This window comes from Furfurilactobacillus rossiae (genome assembly GCF_013394005.1).
In the GTDB taxonomy this organism is placed as follows: domain Bacteria; phylum Bacillota; class Bacilli; order Lactobacillales; family Lactobacillaceae; genus Furfurilactobacillus; species Furfurilactobacillus rossiae.
The window spans coordinates 2,636,352-2,651,672 of record NZ_CP040586.1; the positions used below are offsets into that span (position 1 = coordinate 2,636,352).

Below are 15,321 nucleotides of genomic sequence, written 5' to 3' on the forward strand. Positions count from 1 at the left end.
CAGCACCTGCTTAACTAACTCATTGCCAGCGGGTGCTGACCAAAATAATGCTTAATCGTGTTCACTTCATCCACATATTCTGGTTTGATCATGCGACTTTGAACCGTTGGCAACTCAATCAGCACAGCAATATTACGCGTTGCACGTGCCTCAACAACTAACTCATCAAGAATGCTTATCATTTCGTTTAAATATTCCGGTTTCGTCCTAACCAGTACAAATTCCATAGCTTTTTCAATAATATTCTCATCATCAAACATGCTTAACATCCCCTTAGGATTGCTGCAAACTAGGTATTCGCTTTATGACTTCCGTAATCAGCTGTTGACTCAGCAATAACCAACCGCCAGCCAGTAGTACGGAGCCCACAACATCAGTAGCAAAGTGATTGCGCAGATACACACGGGCAATCATTAATATAACCAACCAGATGACCGCAATTATTGTCGCAAATAATTGCGGTTTAAATTTCAAATAATGACCAAAAACCAATAATAGCAACAGAATCAATAATGTACTGGAAAACACATGCCCACTGGGAAAGCTAAAGCCGTTATCTGCAACTAACTCATGTGTCGGGCGCACACGACCAACCATGTACTTAACCAGCAATGCGATTGCATTACCACCGAAATAAATAAGGAAACTGATACCAGCGGCGATTCGCTCTCGTTGCCACCACAACCACAGAATCAATGCGAGTGCAGCAATCGTGGCGACTACTGGACTACCAAATTTAGAGATTAAAACAAACAATGCTGTCTTCGAGGATGTTTGCCAACTGGCGAAGGAGGTTGCAAACCCTTGGTCAACGCCAGTGATAAACCCTGACTGTAGCTTGACGCTCTCTGCTAACACCGCAAAGATAACCAGTAAACTAATTGACGTCCACCAACGCCATTTTGAAGAAGACGATGCTTCTAACAGACCCATTTTTTACAACCCCTACCCACTTTTTAAGTGCTATTTTTGTTCACGTGTAATGTAAACCGGACGTTGCTTCACTTCCAGATAAATCTTAGCAATATACTTTCCAGCAATCCCTAGGCAAAATAGTTGGATGCCACCAATCATTAAAATGATGGATACCAATGATGGCCAGCCAGCAGTCGGATCACCAAATGCCAACGCTCTAATAACGATGAATATCAGTGAAAAAATGGATAACACAAACGATGCCCCGCCAACCACTGACGCAATCGTTAGTGGTTTATCAGAAAAATCCATAATCCCTTCAAAGGAATAACTCACCAGTTGTTTGAAAGACCAGTGTGTTTCACCGGCCACCCGCTCTTGATGGTCAAACGTCAAAACCTTGGTGCGAAAACCAACCCAGTTGAAGATGCCCTTCGAAAAGCGGTTCACCTCTGGCATGGCCAACACAGCGTCCACCACTTTACGATTCATCAAACGATAATCACGGGCACCTTCTGGAATCGGTGTTTGTGAAATACGGTTGATCAGTTTATAAAACATTTTAGAAAAGAACGAACGGACAATTGGTTCGCCCTTTCGTGAATCACGCTTGGTTGCAACCGTGTCGTAGTCGCCACTGTCTAAATACGTGATCATTTGCGGCAACAATTCCGGTGGATCTTGCAGATCGACATCCATCACGCCTACATATTCAGCATCCGCATTTTCCAAACCAGCGTATAATGCCGCTTCTTTTCCAAAATTCCGCGAAAATGATAGAAAGTGAACATGCTCTGGATCACTCACTTGGAGCCGTTCCATTTCAGTCAATGAATCATCTGTCGAACCATCATCAACAAACAACAAATCCCATTGACGACCTGCATATTCGTCTACATAGTTACCAAGAATCTTTTTCAACCGCTGATAAAATAGCGGAATTGCTGCTTGTTCGTTATAACAGGGCACAATAATCGTCATTTGTTTCATATCCAAGACCTCCTATCATTTTGTCCGCACCTTTTCAGGTGTATAAACCGGCCTTATTCAGCCTGCGAACGGGCCTTCAATGTTGTATACAAAACTGGCACCAGCGAAATCACCACGATTGCCAACATAATCAATTCAAAGTTCGCTTTAACCACTGGGATATTACCAAAGAAGTATCCGGCACCAATTGCGACTGTGACCCACGTTGCGCCGCCGATAATGTTGTACTTAGCAAATGTCGGATAGTGCATTTTACCCATTCCTGCCGTAAATGGAATTAAAGTCCGAATGATCGGAATAAACCGGCCTAGGAATATAGCAACGTTACCGTGACGTTCAAAGAATGTTTGTGAACGTTGTAGGTACTTAGGCTTGATCCATCGTTGCATACGTTTGCTACGCATGGCCCAGTGCCCAAAACGTTTGCCAATTTCAAAGTTCACGAGATCACCCAGAATGGCTGCCACGGTCAATATGCCAATCATCAACCATGGGTTCATGGCACCAGCAGCACTGGCTGCCAATGATCCGCACAGGAACAAAATTGAATCACCAGGTAAAAATGGCATTACGACCAAACCAGTTTCAATAAAAATAATCATAAAGAGCGCGACGTATACCAACACACCATGTGCAGCCATCAAACTCGGGATAATTGTATTAATATGCATAATCGATGCTAACAAGGCTGTTATCATAAAAAAACACCTCTCCTTCCCCTGCTATGTTTACAGAATAGCGGGAAATGAGAGGTGCATCTATCTACGGTTCGTGAAGATTAAATGAGTTTTTCTCAGATTGCGTTCGTTTAAGTGATTACTTCCTAAATGTGATGGTAAACGTTGTTCCTTGTGGATGATTATCCGTCACAGCAATTTTGGCATGATTTAATGCAACCAATTGCGAAACAATGGCCAGTCCTAAGCCTGTGCCAGGTATTTTACTTGAGCGTGCCTGATCGACGCGGTAAAAGCGTTCAAACACATGAGCCTTGTCCGCGTCACTAATACCCGTACCTTGGTCGCTGATGCTTAGTGCTGTTGCGTTATCCAGTTCAACAACAGTAATATCAATCGGCCGATCGTCAGGTGAATATTTGACCGCGTTGTCTAAAATGGCCAAAACAATCTGCCGAATACTATCTTCATTGCCCAATGCCTCCGCATGTTTCGGGAGTTTCAATGTGATTTTATGCGCCGTTTGGTGTTGATAATTTGCCACGACTGTTGTTAATAATTCGGTTAAATCAAGTGGTTTTAGATCCAGTTGCAACTGATCATTACGGCTAATCGCCAATAAGTTTTCAACTAAATGTTGCATCCGAAGCGATTCTTCATCCAAATATTTAAGAGAATCTGGAACGATTTCGGGATGCTCCGTCCCACGCCGGCGAATCAAACTAACGTGCCCACGAATCCCAGCTAGCGGTGTTCGCAATTCATGCGAAGCGTCCGATACAAATTGGTGTTCACGCTGCATTCGATCGTTTAGCGATGTTAACAATTGGTTGAAACTAATGGCTAATTGGTTAACTTCAGTAGGTGTCTCCGGCACTGGCAGCGACTGCTGTAGCTGGCCCGTTTCTGCGGCACGCTCTCGTGCTGCTTTAGTCAGGTTGGTCAGCGGTTTAGTGAGACGACGTGACATTAATAAAATCAAGGCAACGCCAACGATTAAGCTTAATCCAGCCACCAGCAAAACAGCTTCAAGGACAACACGAACCATGTGCAAAATGTAATTCATGCTTAACCAGATTTGATAGTAAGCACGATGGGTTAACTTACTGCGGTAATAAAACACGCCATGACCATCAACGATTTTAACCGCCGGAAACGCCGAGATACGTGTTACTTTCGCCTTTAGATACTTTTGAGTATTGGGTGAATAAAATGTGTCTTTAACCTTTCCGCTCTTAGTGATGGTTTGAATTTTAACGTAAGTATCCGACGTATCTTCCTCACTTGTGGCCTCCCAAGCGTCCCAATTTGGTGACTTATGCACAAACGAGTCTTGTAGCGAATCAATCATGTTAACAGCTTCCGCTTCACGATTTCGAATTAACAGCGTACTAACTACGCCCGCTGTCACCATCACATTCAAGAGTGTCGTCACGAGCAGGATGACAATGTATGTGCGAATAATGACCCACGCATTTGAATTACGGTTAATATGCAACCTTGCCAATAACCTTTTCATTCTTCTTCCCTTAGCGTGTATCCCACGCCGCGAATTGTATGAATCAATTCTGGCGTATGATCACGATCCACTTTGTTCCGTAAATACCGAATGTAAACATCGACAATATTGGTCTGCCCAACAAAATCAACGCCCCAAACATTGTCCAATAATTCGTCACGAGTGACAGTCTCCTCTTTATGTTGTAGAAGATACAGCAACAGCGTATATTCGCGCTGTGTCAATTGAACATGACTGTCATCACGGGTGACCTGATGCGACTTTGTATCAAGCTTAAGGTTCGCAATTTCATAAACTGGGGCTACTTGCAACTGCTGGGCCTCGTGTCGAAAAATTACACGCAGCCGCGCCAATAACTCTTCGATTTCAAACGGCTTTGTGATGTAGTCATCCGCGCCATTATCCAAACCGGCTACCTTATCACCAACGTAATCACGTGCCGTCATAAAAATGACTGGTAGCGTGGCTGTTTGTTTGCGAATCCGACGAAGAACTTCCAACCCGTTAAGCTTTGGAATCATCCAGTCCAGTAAGACAACACCCAGAGTATCTTGATGTTCAGTGAACTCTGTCATCGCCTCTTCACCATCAGCTGCCACCAATACATCATAATTTTCAAACGTCAATTCCGTTTTTAAATACGAACTAAGGCTGTCTTCATCTTCAACAATCAATACCTGATTTTCCATGTTCATCCCCACGATCATTAAAATCTATTCTGATGATGCGCTCACAAACGAGCATGGGCAAACGAACACTTTCGCCGCCTGATACTCAAACCCATTGCAAAGACCGTAGCCATTGAAACGAGCACGCTGATTCGTTGTAATGCCGTCCCAGCGTAACCAACGGCCACATTTCCAGAACCCGTGACATTTAGCTCAGTCATACCTGTGCCACTTTCTTTAGTGGCTACAAAGCGGTGATCCAGCGTATTCACCGCCTGCATGCCTTTATAATAAACCAATGGCAGACTTATTTTAGCGTGTCTTTGAGAATCGTGGACAACGTAATGAAATTCAACATGCCCATCAGAACGTGTTTGGATACTTTGACATTCGATTTGATTTTAGTTAAATTAGATCAAAAACAGGAGTTTTTAATCCATGAAAAGCTTTGCACACCATTATAGTAGCGACATCTCTCGTGAACAATTTGAACTAATCCGGACAGATCTAGAAGGCATACGTAAGCGGACTAAGCCAAGAAAGGTTGATTTATATGATATCTTTTGTGCCCTGCTTTATACCTTGAAAAATGGGTGCGTTTGGCGCGATTTACCCAGCGATTTTCCTAAATGGGAAACCGTCTATTATTACTGGTTACTTTGGACTAAAACGCCATCTCCTGCTGGTATCACTCCTCTGGATAAGGTTTTAAAAAAATTGTCAGCCAACATCGGTTGGCTCAGAAGCGTTCAGTTTATACATCGTTCATCATTCTAGATGCTCAAAGTGTCAAGAATACCGATCCTGCTGAAAGTAGTGGCTACGATGGTGGTAAAAAGGTGAGTGGGATTAAGCGCCATCTTGCTGTAGATATCAATGGGCTGCCGATGGCAGTCCATGTGACAACCGCCAATGTTTCTGAGCGTGATGGCGCCAATGCGCTACTGGCGTTAAACAAATCACAGTTTGACCTGGTTCAACGAGTAATGGCCGATGGTGGTTATACTGGTAACAACTTTGCTCAATCAGTTCAGGCAATGATTAACGCTGAAGTCATTATTGCTAAACAGAGTGACCTTAGGCACGGTCAAGTGACCCCGCAACGCTGGGTTATCGAACGCAGTTTTAGCTGGCTAGGAAAATATCGGCGCCTCTGGCGCAATTGTGAGCGAAAGCTGAACACCAGTAAGATGATGATTAGCTTAGCCTTCCTGCGAATACTCTTGAAAAGATTCTAAACACGTTCTCAGACGCTTTGGCCGCTGTAACGGTCACATCTTCGTTATTGTAAACGAGTGTCCGATGTTTGTTAGACAAAATTTTATTGTATGACAACGTCTTAGGCAGGTATTCATGACCAGCGCCAATGTAATATGAATCGATCTTGTTGAAACTACTCTCCGTTTCGACTCGTTGTGGAGATGCGGCCACTGTTTTCATGCCTAATTGCAGGCCTAATAATACAAGGACGCTGATGCTCATTGGCACAATAATGTTGGCGGCTCTCTTAAATGACAGACCATGTTGCAAATCAGACAAATTGTAGCTAACTAATAAACTAATAATCGAAAATAAGCGCCATGGAAATTGCAGCGTATTAAACATTGTGTGATTTAATAAAGCCCACGGGAACACACTAGTGGTCATTACCAACATAGCTACAGCAATAACCGCCAAGCGACGGTTGTGGTGTTGCCTTAGTGCCATTCCTAAACCAACAAAACTGCCGATAAAGATGACTGGTCCAACATTGACAGTGTTGGCGTGAAACACCTGGTTTGTCAGCGAATTTATCACCAGATTTATGGGAGAGACTGCTTCTTTTGAAATGTAAACAAGCGGCGTCGACGTCACTTGAAAAGTTTGCGACATTAACTGTTCGCCAACGGGAATGAGATAGGCTGACAGTAAAAGAATCGCTGTTACGGCGGCAGCGCCAACAGCTAAGAGCGTTCGTTTGGTTACAAACGACTGCCAGTGAGTGAGCGCGTAAACAACACAAAACAACCCCATCATTTCGAGTGATAGCATGTGAGAGTAGCCCACTGCCGTCATGCTAAGTGCAAGCCACAACCATGCCCGTTTGTCGCCGTGATTCAACTTCACTAAGCTCGCCAAAACCAACGGGAAGAAAACCATTGCCATTGCCTCACCCATGTCTTGCCGACTAAATAAATCTTGAAGATGATAAGTACTTAGACCATACAGGAGGGCAAACATAACACTGCGCACACGTGAAAGACCCATTTGGCGACCAGCAAACTCTGTCGTCGCAAATGTTGCCCACAAAATTCCAATCAATGTTCCAAAGTAAACTTGTGCGGAGCTAAAACCAATCAGTCTAAACAGCGCTGGCACATACAAAAACAGGGTCGGATAAAACAAACTCGCCGCATACCCATAACCGCCTGCGAAGTATGTATCAACGCGCGGTAACAAGTCACCATGCTTTAACGCCTCATACAGACTTTCAATTCGGTTTTGATGAAAATGATAATCTCCTGTCGCAAACACCTGGTTTCCATGAACCAGCGCCGCAAACAACATCATGCTTAAGATTACAAAACCCACTTCAACAAGCAACGTTACCTGCCACCCAGATTTTTTAATCATTTCGCTCATCTCTTTTTAAATAGATTTGCCAACTGCGACTTGTATCTAAGCTTAATTTGAGCGCGCCAGGCTTAAAAGTACTTAAACCTGAAAGAAACATGAGAGAATCTCAGAAAAATTTACCAAGAGTATAACTACTTTTATTAATCCTCGCGATTTTTTCATATCGTGCTTGCGTATGTTAGATGTAATCAAATAAATTGACTTAGTGAGTTTTACAAAATATGGTAAAGAGGTAAGACGTAAGATCTGACTAATGGAGGCAGTGCCATGACCAAAAATAATTTTGAGCCCATTACGACGCGACTCTCTAGCAAAGGCCAGGTGGTCATCCCTGCCGAAGTCAGAAAACAACTCGGGTTATCTGTTGGGGATCAGCTTTCTGTCGATATTGACAAAAATAATAATATTGTTTTGAAAAGCCGACCGACCCCTCTCGAGTGGCACGACCTCATCAAAAATATTCCTATTGGGGATGTTGATATTGATAAAGAGGGGCATTATGACCCTCAAAAATCACCACACTTTGATGAATGGATGCGTGAAAAATAATGACTAACATCCATCCAATGCAGCTCTACATTGCAAACGTCCCTTTCGATGAAGGTCATATTTCAAAAGTTCAGCCAGCATTGGTTATTGAGGTAACCGCTCAGCGAGTGATTGTTTTTAAAATCACCAGCCAGTATTCTAATAAGTCAGATCTTATACAACAGTTGTATTATCCAATCAAACAATGACAATTAGCAGGGCTAAACGAGCCATCCTATGTTGATACACATCGGGCTTATGCTTTAACACGTGAACGTGTTTTTGCACATCGTCCAATCGGTGTACTGACCTTGCTGGACGTCGTTAACTTATCTACATTTCTCAAACAGCAACACTTTCTTTAGCGGTTTTATTTCTACCGTAATCAGCTTTACCAATCCTTACGATTTAACTACTTGTATCCGCCAGTAGAAATGCTAGAATTTGGGCACAGTTAACGAACTGCGTTAATTGACACGTTTAAAATTTAGGAGGGTTCCTCAATGGGACTATTAACTGGACTGGCCATCTTACTGATTTTTGGGCGGTTCATCGGCAAGGCTGTTTTCTGGATTTTGGGTACGCTGGTCGTGGTCGCAGGATTTGTTTTCTTCGCCCACATCGCTATCTGGTTAGTGCTCATCTTCTTAGCCATCGGCGGACTGTCGTTTCTTGGCCGCAGTTTCTAACGCAAAACTGATTTGATTTAAAACACAAAATACAACGCCACGGTCTTTGCCAGTCCATATGCTGGTTGAAACCGTGACGTTGTTTTTCGTTAAGATAGATTTCATGCATTTATCGTCCCACCCACGTACAATGAGGGCATTCGATATTATCAAACTGAAATTGGAGAATTAACTTATGATTGAATTTCGCTACGATACACAATGTCTAATTGATGGTCACGACCTTGACGAAGATAAAATCGACGCCTACATTAAGGCTCATTTCAAAGGTGACAGTTTGATTGCCGTTGGCGATAGCAACCTCATTAAAATTCACTTCCACACCAACGAACCATGGGACATTCTAAAGTACTGCGCCTCACTAGGTGAAATTTTCGACATTGTCGTTGAGGATATGGATCGGCAATCACGAGGATTGAAGGGATAACCGTCAGTTTGAACAGTTGAAAATAGCAGTTGCCAGAACTAAAAACTGACAACTGCTATTTTGTGTTTATTCGACCGTCCCTAAACTAACTATTTGTGTGAAGCAAAAACTCGTTTAGCGACTGCGACTGCATTTAACACCTTTGGAAACCCAACGTATGGCAAGCACTGGATGAAACTTTCGACAACTTCCTGCTTAGTCAGCCCAACGTTAAGGCAGCCATTAATGTGCACCGCTAATTGTGCGGCCGTGTCTCCCTGCGTCAATAAACTCGTGACTGTAATCATTTCACGCTGCTTGAGATCGAGCCCTGACCGCGAGCAAATGTCACCAAACGCAAATTCTTCAATGTACGTCGCAATATCTGGCGCCACATCCGCCAATCCTGACATGACATTTGTCGCCGCTTCTGCATCAACCTCCTGCAATTTTGCTTGGCCCCGTTTCAAACGACTATTTTCATTTTCTGGCATCAATATAAGCTCCCTTTCCTTTAAGATTGGGATAAGCCTACTATCTGGAGTTAACTCCATGTCAACTAAAGTTTTACACTTTCTCTATGGTGACAACTGTTCTAGACCAAAATTATCTATAGGTGGGAAAATATGTACAGTATTGGTGAGTTTTCAAAACTAGTCGGGATGCCGATCGATACGTTACGTTATTATGAGAAGCTCGATCTCATCACGCCTGCTCGTTCTCACACCAACAAACGTGAATACTCTGATGCGGATATTCACTGGATGGCGTTTATCAAACGACTTAAAAGCACCGGCATGCCGATGAAACAGATTCAAGCCTACGCTCAGTTGCGTGATATTGGTGACGCCACCATCGATGAACGGCTGGACCTCTTAGCCAAGCAGCGACTACGTTTGAAAGGTGAACAACAGTTGATCCAGCAACATCTCGATTTTTTAGATCAAAAAATCGATAGCTATCACCAACGAAAACAACAGCTCAATCAAAACTAGGTATTAAACAAAAACTCGGGGGAATTACATGCTCATTTTTATGCGCCGTTTGATTGGTATCTATGCACTTATTTATCTCATTTTGCCTTGGTTCAACGTCCGCAAAGGCGGTTGGGCCGGCGCTATTACAACGGTTATCGGTTCACTATTCCTGTTGGCCGCAGTGGGTGATTTCCCCACTAACGCAACGATTCCATTCTTAGTAATCGGCATGGTGTTGATTTCAAGTGGCGCGCTAATGGCGAGTCGGCGGCTATTTGGTGCCGATGTTCATTGGTCACACCATCTAATTCGCCTCGCCATTGAAATAGTCTTGCTTGTCCTGTTTATCATTGCCAGCTAAATACAAAAAAACTTCTAAACTAGCCTGGTTGACTAGCTTAGAAGTTTTTTTGTTCGTTTAAATTAACCAAATCTAAACTTGATTCCATAATCTGTTGATCACTTTGTAATTCAAATCGATTTTGGATAGGTTTGTACGTGATTTTCATGTGCTCATCTAAGTAGACTTCTGTCACATCGGTAAAGTAAACCGGCCCCAGGGACGTTTGAAAATGCTTAGTAAAAGAACTGGGCACCTTCGTCTTTGGGCAAATGAACAACTGATACATTAACCCATTTTCCTTTAAATACGGTGACAGCGGACCAATACCGTCATCCAAATCCAGCAAAAGTGCGTCATCGACTGTCATTTTTTCCGTAAGTTTTGTTTGTGCCTCATCTGAAAATGTAAGATCCATCATTTATCCCTCCGCTTTAATCATTATTAACATTGAATCGCGACCAACGAATCGCGTCTACTGGGCCACTTACCAAATGGATAGCGTTAAGCAAGATCCCTTGCCGTTCAAAATCACAGGCAGCGGCCACCTTTAAACTTGACTGATTATGCATCGCAATTTTCAAATCAATTCTTTTGAGATGCAACTTTTCGAATCCATAACGAGCAAGCCGGTCAACGCAGGCACACATAATGCCATGGCCTTGCGCGTCCTCACTCAGCCAGTACCCAATTTCAGCCGTCCGATTGGCCATGTCTAATTTAACAAAACTAATCCGCCCTACCAACCGGCCTTGACAATAAATGCTAAACTGCTTGGGTTGCTGACGGTCGGCCAATACCGCAGTATGTGTAATACGGTCTTGGTCCGCTAACGTTGTAACTTTTAACGCCCAAGGTAACCACTTGCCAAGATACTGCTGATTTTGTGTGATTAGTTGAAAGTATGCTGGCGCTTCACTTTGCGCTAAAGAACTGAGCTGAAGTTGATCTTTCACACGTAACATCATTACTAATCATCTCTTCGTTAATTTACGATTTTTAAAATTTCCTAGACTAGGCCAGATCATTAAACGCTGAGTTGAAGGCGCTGTTCAAGAAAATTATGACCAGAATCCGTCACCACCAACGCTCGCGCATCTTTGCCACGGACCAAGTACTCATGATCCAACAGAAACGTCAGAATGCCATGACCAACTGCGCCCCCAACGTGATCTTTACGTTCGCTCCAATCCAGGCAAGGTTTACAAAAAGCACGTTTTTTCTTCATCAACTCGTCTAAGTTCAAATTAAAAGTGCTTGATAAGAATGTTCGGCCACTTTGTGTCACGTTAAAATTCGCACTTTCCAAAGCGATGGCGCCATTTTCAATTAGTTTATCAGTAATGGCAACGCCAATTCGACCTGCCACATGGTCATAACATGTTCGGCAATAATATAGTTTTTTATATTTCAGACTCTTGTTTAGAGAAGCGACTTTCTTCTCAGGCGCAACCGGACTCAGCGTTTCAAACAGTGTTGCGACGTCTGATCGAATCAACGTGTAGTAATGAAAGCGCCCGTACTTCTCCATTTTAAGCCAGTTAAGACCGACCATTTTTTGCAAATGATATGTCGCTGTTTGCGGCGTGATCTTAGCAGCCAAGGCCAGTTCATTGACTGTGTGAGCTCGGCCATCCATTAACATATCCACCATTTTAACCCGTGCCGAGTTACTAAAAATTTCCACGATTGCTGCAACATCTGGTGCCTCATTCATATTATCACCGCCGAATTCCATATTTCGAAGATCATCGAGTTGACCTCATGATACATTAAATTTCAGTGAGAAACGACATTTTTCACCAAATTTAGTTAATTCGGAGGTTGATAACCATGAAACCCATTCTTGAAGTTTCTCATTTATCAAAAAAATATGGTTCCTTTACAGCCGTTAATGACATTTCGTTTCAGTTGCAACGCAACCGTTGCATTGCTTTATTAGGCACAAATGGTGCAGGCAAGACAACAACCATGAAAATGATCTACGCAGCAGCATCCATTACTCGGGGTAGGATCACCGTGGATGGCTTCGACGTTAAAAAAGCGCCCTCAAACACAAAAAGGGCGCTTGGCATTGTATCTCAAGAGGACTTATTGGATGGTTCACTTACGGTTTACGAAAACATGATTGCTCACGGCCTGTGCTATGACATCCCCAAACGTGAGCTGAAAAAGCGAACACAGAACCTGCTAACGTTTGCCGGTTTAGCAAATTACGATGACAAACAAATCAGTGATTTGTCTGGTGGCATGCGGCGCCGTTTGGTGCTGGCACGCGCTCTTCTCAACCATCCCAAAGTAATCATTCTTGATGAGCCAACAACCGGACTAGACATTCAGTCACGCCATGTAATTTGGAAAAAATTGGATCAATTAAAAAGTGAAGGCGTTTCTTTGTTGCTCACCTCTCACTACATGGATGAAGTTCAACGGTTAGCTGATCAAGTATTAATTATTCACCGTGGCAAGATTCTCGCTTCTGGTGCCCCAGATACGTTGCCGGCAAAGTACGGTTATCAATCACTAGAAGAAGCCTTTTTGGCACTTACCGATTTTCACGAGGAGGATGATCACATTGTACAAGCTCTCTCTTAGATCCATCAAACACGTCATTCAACGCAATTACATGAGTTTTCGAAAACTCTTCAAAGTATCTGTGTTTCCAAACTTGCTTGATCCAATCCTTTATCTGATTGCAATGGGAATTGGCTTAGCAAACTTTGTTGGCAACGTTGAAGGCATGCCCTACTTTCTGTTTGTCACATCAGGCTTAGTCGCCGCCACCAGCATGAATGCAGCAACCAATGAGGCCACGACAAATGCGTTTATTCAGATGCGGGTTGAAAAGACTTATTACGCCGTTAGCATGACACCTGTTAACCTGCAAGACATCATCATTGGTCAAGCCATCTGGGCCGGTATTCGCGCTACCATTTTCGGCACACTATTTTTGATTATCGCAGGATTTTTAGGTGCTATCCATAGCTGGCTAGTTATCTTTGTCCCATTTCTTTTATTCTTGAATGGCCTCTTGTTCGGGTTACTGGGCCTGATCTTTACATTGCTTGTTCCTAATCGCGACTATCTTAATTACTATGCCATGCTGGTCATTCAACCAATGTACATGTTTTCGGATACATTCTTTCCTGTCGCCAATATGCCACGTTGGCTTCAACCATACTGCTGGCTATCGCCCCTATACCATGCCGTTAAGGTTTGTCGTGGCCTTATGCTGGGCAATCCTACCGGTATTTGGTTTCACTTGGGTTGGCTACTTGTGGTCGTCATACTAATTGCCGGATTACCGATTTATCTCGTGCATAGGCGATTGGTTTACTAAAAGTAATTTCAAACATTTTCACACCTCTGCTTCTTTAAAAACCTAGATAATATATTTTGCAAAAAATCAGTGACACGTCTTGATATTAAAGGATTTATAGTCACACGAAAACATCATGTAGCTGTTATTAAAACGGCATGAAATCCTCATCAAAGTTGAGGATTTCATGCCGTTCGCTTTGCTATAATTTTGATTACCGAGAAGTGAAGACGCTTTTGAGAGTGCTCACGAAGCGCGGGAGAAAGCGAGCAATAACGTAAATAGACAGATGTGAAGGTGAACTTTGCCTTTACATCTGTCTATTTGGGTTATGCACAGCTTTCTGTACGTCAGTGACACGTTTGGTGACTTTTGGTGTATTTTACACCTGAAAGAAGATGGTGCTAATGGGGTAAGAAACTTTTACTGTATTGTCACAGAATCTGATGGAAAGGAGTTACCTCGTGTCCGTAAAGGATGCACTGCAGCTGATGCTAGAGTTCGCCATGTTTGTGGTGGCACTTTTGGCATTGGTCGTTCAGTTAATCGCGGTCATTATGACTTGCTGTTAACATAAAAAACGGGCAGTCGTCTCAACTTTGGCAAGCTGACGATTACTCGTTTGTCGTAAGCACCACCGCTTTTGCGGATCGGTAGGGATGTCATTCGCAGTGACATCCTTTTTTACGTGTTCATTGTATCATCAAAAATACTGTTAAAAGCAATTTTTTTAATCAGTAAATAGTCGGTATAGGCCCTCTCCAAAATAACTCTATAATTTTAGGGATGATTTTAAAAAGTAGAGTTCTTTCCAGAATTGGTACAATTTACCTCATTAAAAAGGTTAACACTTGTCGTGGTCATAACGCCGCTCACGGAAGTGCTAACCTTTTTAAATATTGTTACTTTTTAATCCCCTGAATTACATACGAAGACATCCACGGGCCACTCCACCAACCATTAAAGCCGGCCGACTTGAGCTCAATATCCTTAAGCCCCAAATCTTGTAGCGCAGCTTTATATTCACGGTCATTGTGATTCGTATCAACAATGACGAGCCGGCCACCTGGTTTTAACGTTCTAACTGCTTCACTCAAAGCAATTTTGCGTTGAGCAGCCGGTTTAATGTTATGAAAAGCGAAACTAGAAACAACGAAATCATAAGCGTTGTCGCCCGTTGGCAATTTCGTCATATCACCAGTCAACAACGATGTTCGGTCAGCGACACCTGATGCCACCAAGTTAGCTTGCGTTTGTTCACTGCCATTGTTGGACTGATCACGTTGACGCCACAGATCCACACCAGTCGCATGACCATGCGCACCAAGACGCTGGGCAAACGCAATCAGAACCGCACCATGACCACAACCTAAATCGAGCACTTGAGCATCCTTTGTAATTGACATGTTCGACATGATTTTTTGCCAAATTATGTATTTCCCACGAAGGGTAGTATGAAGAAAGATTAAGCCACCAGCAAACATGATGATTCCTAGGGTTAACGTTACCCATGAAGTTGGATAACTGTGTGAAAATGCCCAGTTAATAAGTATCAGGATACCAGCGATTAAGTACATTATCGGCACAAATGGTGCGTCAATCCCTCTGGTGATGCGTGTATGTGTTGGTTGATTCATGTATTTTCCCCTTCAAGTTCCTTTTCTTCAACAATTTTTA

General features: G+C 43.0%; 23 protein-coding genes. 10 read left to right on the forward strand and 13 right to left on the reverse strand.

Translation table 11 applies throughout. From position 1 onward, the window contains the following. Positions 1-14: 14 nt before the first annotated feature. The 7 genes from LROSL1_RS12545 to LROSL1_RS12575 form a co-directional block, all read right to left on the reverse strand. On the reverse strand, positions 15-260 hold the full coding sequence (locus LROSL1_RS12545; RefSeq protein ID WP_017262548.1) for a hypothetical protein: 246 nt from the start codon (positions 258-260) through the stop codon (positions 15-17). A 13-nt stretch (positions 261-273) separates the two neighbouring features. Further along, the gene (locus LROSL1_RS12550) at positions 274-933 is read right to left on the reverse strand and encodes a phosphatase PAP2 family protein (protein ID WP_178914807.1); all 660 of its coding nucleotides are present in this window, start codon (positions 931-933) and stop codon (positions 274-276) included. Positions 934-963: 30 nt separating this feature from the next. Then, the gene (locus LROSL1_RS12555) at positions 964-1,905 is read right to left on the reverse strand and encodes a glycosyltransferase family 2 protein (RefSeq protein ID WP_178914808.1); all 942 of its coding nucleotides are present in this window, start codon (positions 1,903-1,905) and stop codon (positions 964-966) included. Between the two features lie 53 nt (positions 1,906-1,958). After that, the gene (locus tag LROSL1_RS12560; protein WP_178914809.1) at positions 1,959-2,603 is read right to left on the reverse strand and encodes a VTT domain-containing protein; all 645 of its coding nucleotides are present in this window, start codon (positions 2,601-2,603) and stop codon (positions 1,959-1,961) included. A gap of 118 nt (positions 2,604-2,721) precedes the next feature. Further along, complete coding sequence (locus LROSL1_RS12565; protein ID WP_178914810.1) at positions 2,722-4,101, reverse strand: HAMP domain-containing sensor histidine kinase; 1,380 nt, start codon at positions 4,099-4,101, stop codon at positions 2,722-2,724. Continuing rightward, positions 4,098-4,790: a response regulator transcription factor gene (locus LROSL1_RS12570; RefSeq protein WP_178914811.1), complete on the reverse strand. Its 693-nt coding sequence runs from the start codon at positions 4,788-4,790 to the stop codon at positions 4,098-4,100. Before LROSL1_RS12570 ends, LROSL1_RS12565 begins: the two co-directional genes overlap by 4 nt. Before the next feature lie 41 nt (positions 4,791-4,831). Next, positions 4,832-5,068: a hypothetical protein gene (locus LROSL1_RS12575; RefSeq protein WP_178914812.1), complete on the reverse strand. Its 237-nt coding sequence runs from the start codon at positions 5,066-5,068 to the stop codon at positions 4,832-4,834. 139 nt (positions 5,069-5,207) lie between these two features. On the opposite strand from LROSL1_RS12575, the gene LROSL1_RS12580 reads away from it, so the two are divergent. Continuing rightward, positions 5,208-6,007 (forward strand): IS5 family transposase gene (locus tag LROSL1_RS12580; RefSeq protein WP_088899809.1). Its coding sequence is split into 2 segments (ribosomal slippage): positions 5,208-5,478 and positions 5,478-6,007, totalling 801 coding nucleotides; the frame shifts between segments, so codons are not numbered across the junction. Here the strand turns inward: LROSL1_RS12580 and LROSL1_RS12585 are convergent. Next, positions 5,967-7,382 carry a hypothetical protein gene (locus LROSL1_RS12585; RefSeq protein ID WP_178914813.1) on the reverse strand — a complete coding sequence of 472 codons (1,416 nt, stop codon included), beginning with the start codon at positions 7,380-7,382 and terminating at the stop codon, positions 5,967-5,969. The genes LROSL1_RS12580 and LROSL1_RS12585 overlap by 41 nt on opposite strands. A gap of 270 nt (positions 7,383-7,652) precedes the next feature. On the opposite strand from LROSL1_RS12585, the gene LROSL1_RS12590 reads away from it, so the two are divergent. The 4 genes from LROSL1_RS12590 (at position 7,653) to LROSL1_RS12605 (ending at position 9,029) form a co-directional block, all read left to right on the forward strand. Next, positions 7,653-7,934 carry an AbrB/MazE/SpoVT family DNA-binding domain-containing protein gene (locus LROSL1_RS12590; protein WP_178914814.1) on the forward strand — a complete coding sequence of 94 codons (282 nt, stop codon included), beginning with the start codon at positions 7,653-7,655 and terminating at the stop codon, positions 7,932-7,934. Next, positions 7,934-8,122 (forward strand): hypothetical protein, encoded by a 189-nt coding sequence (locus LROSL1_RS13200; RefSeq protein WP_225440535.1) that lies wholly within the window; start codon positions 7,934-7,936, stop codon positions 8,120-8,122. Before LROSL1_RS12590 ends, LROSL1_RS13200 begins: the two co-directional genes overlap by 1 nt. 294 nt (positions 8,123-8,416) lie before the next feature. After that, the gene (locus LROSL1_RS12600; protein ID WP_178914815.1) at positions 8,417-8,602 is read left to right on the forward strand and encodes a hypothetical protein; all 186 of its coding nucleotides are present in this window, start codon (positions 8,417-8,419) and stop codon (positions 8,600-8,602) included. Between the two features lie 175 nt (positions 8,603-8,777). After that, positions 8,778-9,029 (forward strand): hypothetical protein, encoded by a 252-nt coding sequence (locus LROSL1_RS12605; protein WP_017262540.1) that lies wholly within the window; start codon positions 8,778-8,780, stop codon positions 9,027-9,029. An 89-nt stretch (positions 9,030-9,118) separates the two neighbouring features. Here the strand turns inward: LROSL1_RS12605 and LROSL1_RS12610 are convergent, their stop codons facing one another. Continuing rightward, positions 9,119-9,502 carry a carboxymuconolactone decarboxylase family protein gene (locus LROSL1_RS12610; RefSeq protein WP_178914816.1) on the reverse strand — a complete coding sequence of 128 codons (384 nt, stop codon included), beginning with the start codon at positions 9,500-9,502 and terminating at the stop codon, positions 9,119-9,121. A gap of 132 nt (positions 9,503-9,634) precedes the next feature. Between LROSL1_RS12610 and LROSL1_RS12615 the strand changes: the two genes are divergently transcribed. Both LROSL1_RS12615 and LROSL1_RS12620 read left to right on the forward strand, forming a co-directional pair. Further along, positions 9,635-10,003 carry a MerR family transcriptional regulator gene (locus LROSL1_RS12615; protein WP_178914817.1) on the forward strand — a complete coding sequence of 123 codons (369 nt, stop codon included), beginning with the start codon at positions 9,635-9,637 and terminating at the stop codon, positions 10,001-10,003. Between the two features lie 28 nt (positions 10,004-10,031). Next, positions 10,032-10,346, forward strand: coding sequence for a hypothetical protein (locus LROSL1_RS12620; RefSeq protein WP_178914818.1), 315 nt, complete (start codon positions 10,032-10,034; stop codon positions 10,344-10,346). Between the two features lie 37 nt (positions 10,347-10,383). Here the strand turns inward: LROSL1_RS12620 and LROSL1_RS12625 are convergent, their stop codons facing one another. Genes LROSL1_RS12625 through LROSL1_RS12635 form a run of 3 tightly spaced genes read right to left on the reverse strand, consistent with a single transcriptional unit; the run spans position 10,384 to position 12,042 of the window. Next, a complete protein-coding gene (locus LROSL1_RS12625) occupies positions 10,384-10,746 on the reverse strand; it encodes an iron-sulfur cluster biosynthesis family protein (protein ID WP_178914819.1) in 363 nt (120 codons plus the stop codon). 13 nt (positions 10,747-10,759) lie between these two features. Further along, complete coding sequence (locus LROSL1_RS12630) at positions 10,760-11,293, reverse strand: GNAT family N-acetyltransferase (RefSeq protein WP_178914820.1); 534 nt, start codon at positions 11,291-11,293, stop codon at positions 10,760-10,762. Between the two features lie 59 nt (positions 11,294-11,352). Then, positions 11,353-12,042 (reverse strand): ArsR/SmtB family transcription factor, encoded by a 690-nt coding sequence (locus LROSL1_RS12635; RefSeq protein ID WP_178914821.1) that lies wholly within the window; start codon positions 12,040-12,042, stop codon positions 11,353-11,355. A gap of 116 nt (positions 12,043-12,158) precedes the next feature. On the opposite strand from LROSL1_RS12635, the gene LROSL1_RS12640 reads away from it, so the two are divergent. The 3 genes from LROSL1_RS12640 (at position 12,159) to LROSL1_RS13310 (ending at position 14,221) form a co-directional block, all read left to right on the forward strand. Next, entirely contained in the window at positions 12,159-12,920 is a 762-nt protein-coding gene (locus LROSL1_RS12640) for an ABC transporter ATP-binding protein (RefSeq protein ID WP_178914822.1), read from the forward strand. Continuing rightward, positions 12,901-13,665 (forward strand): ABC transporter permease, encoded by a 765-nt coding sequence (locus tag LROSL1_RS12645; protein WP_178914823.1) that lies wholly within the window; start codon positions 12,901-12,903, stop codon positions 13,663-13,665. Before LROSL1_RS12640 ends, LROSL1_RS12645 begins: the two co-directional genes overlap by 20 nt. A gap of 283 nt (positions 13,666-13,948) precedes the next feature. Further along, positions 13,949-14,221 carry a hypothetical protein gene (locus tag LROSL1_RS13310; RefSeq protein WP_236402343.1) on the forward strand — a complete coding sequence of 91 codons (273 nt, stop codon included), beginning with the start codon at positions 13,949-13,951 and terminating at the stop codon, positions 14,219-14,221. Between the two features lie 325 nt (positions 14,222-14,546). On the opposite strand, the gene LROSL1_RS12655 is transcribed toward LROSL1_RS13310, so the two are convergent. Continuing rightward, entirely contained in the window at positions 14,547-15,281 is a 735-nt protein-coding gene (locus LROSL1_RS12655; RefSeq protein ID WP_178914824.1) for a class I SAM-dependent methyltransferase, read from the reverse strand. Between the last annotated feature and the right edge of the window lie 40 nt (positions 15,282-15,321).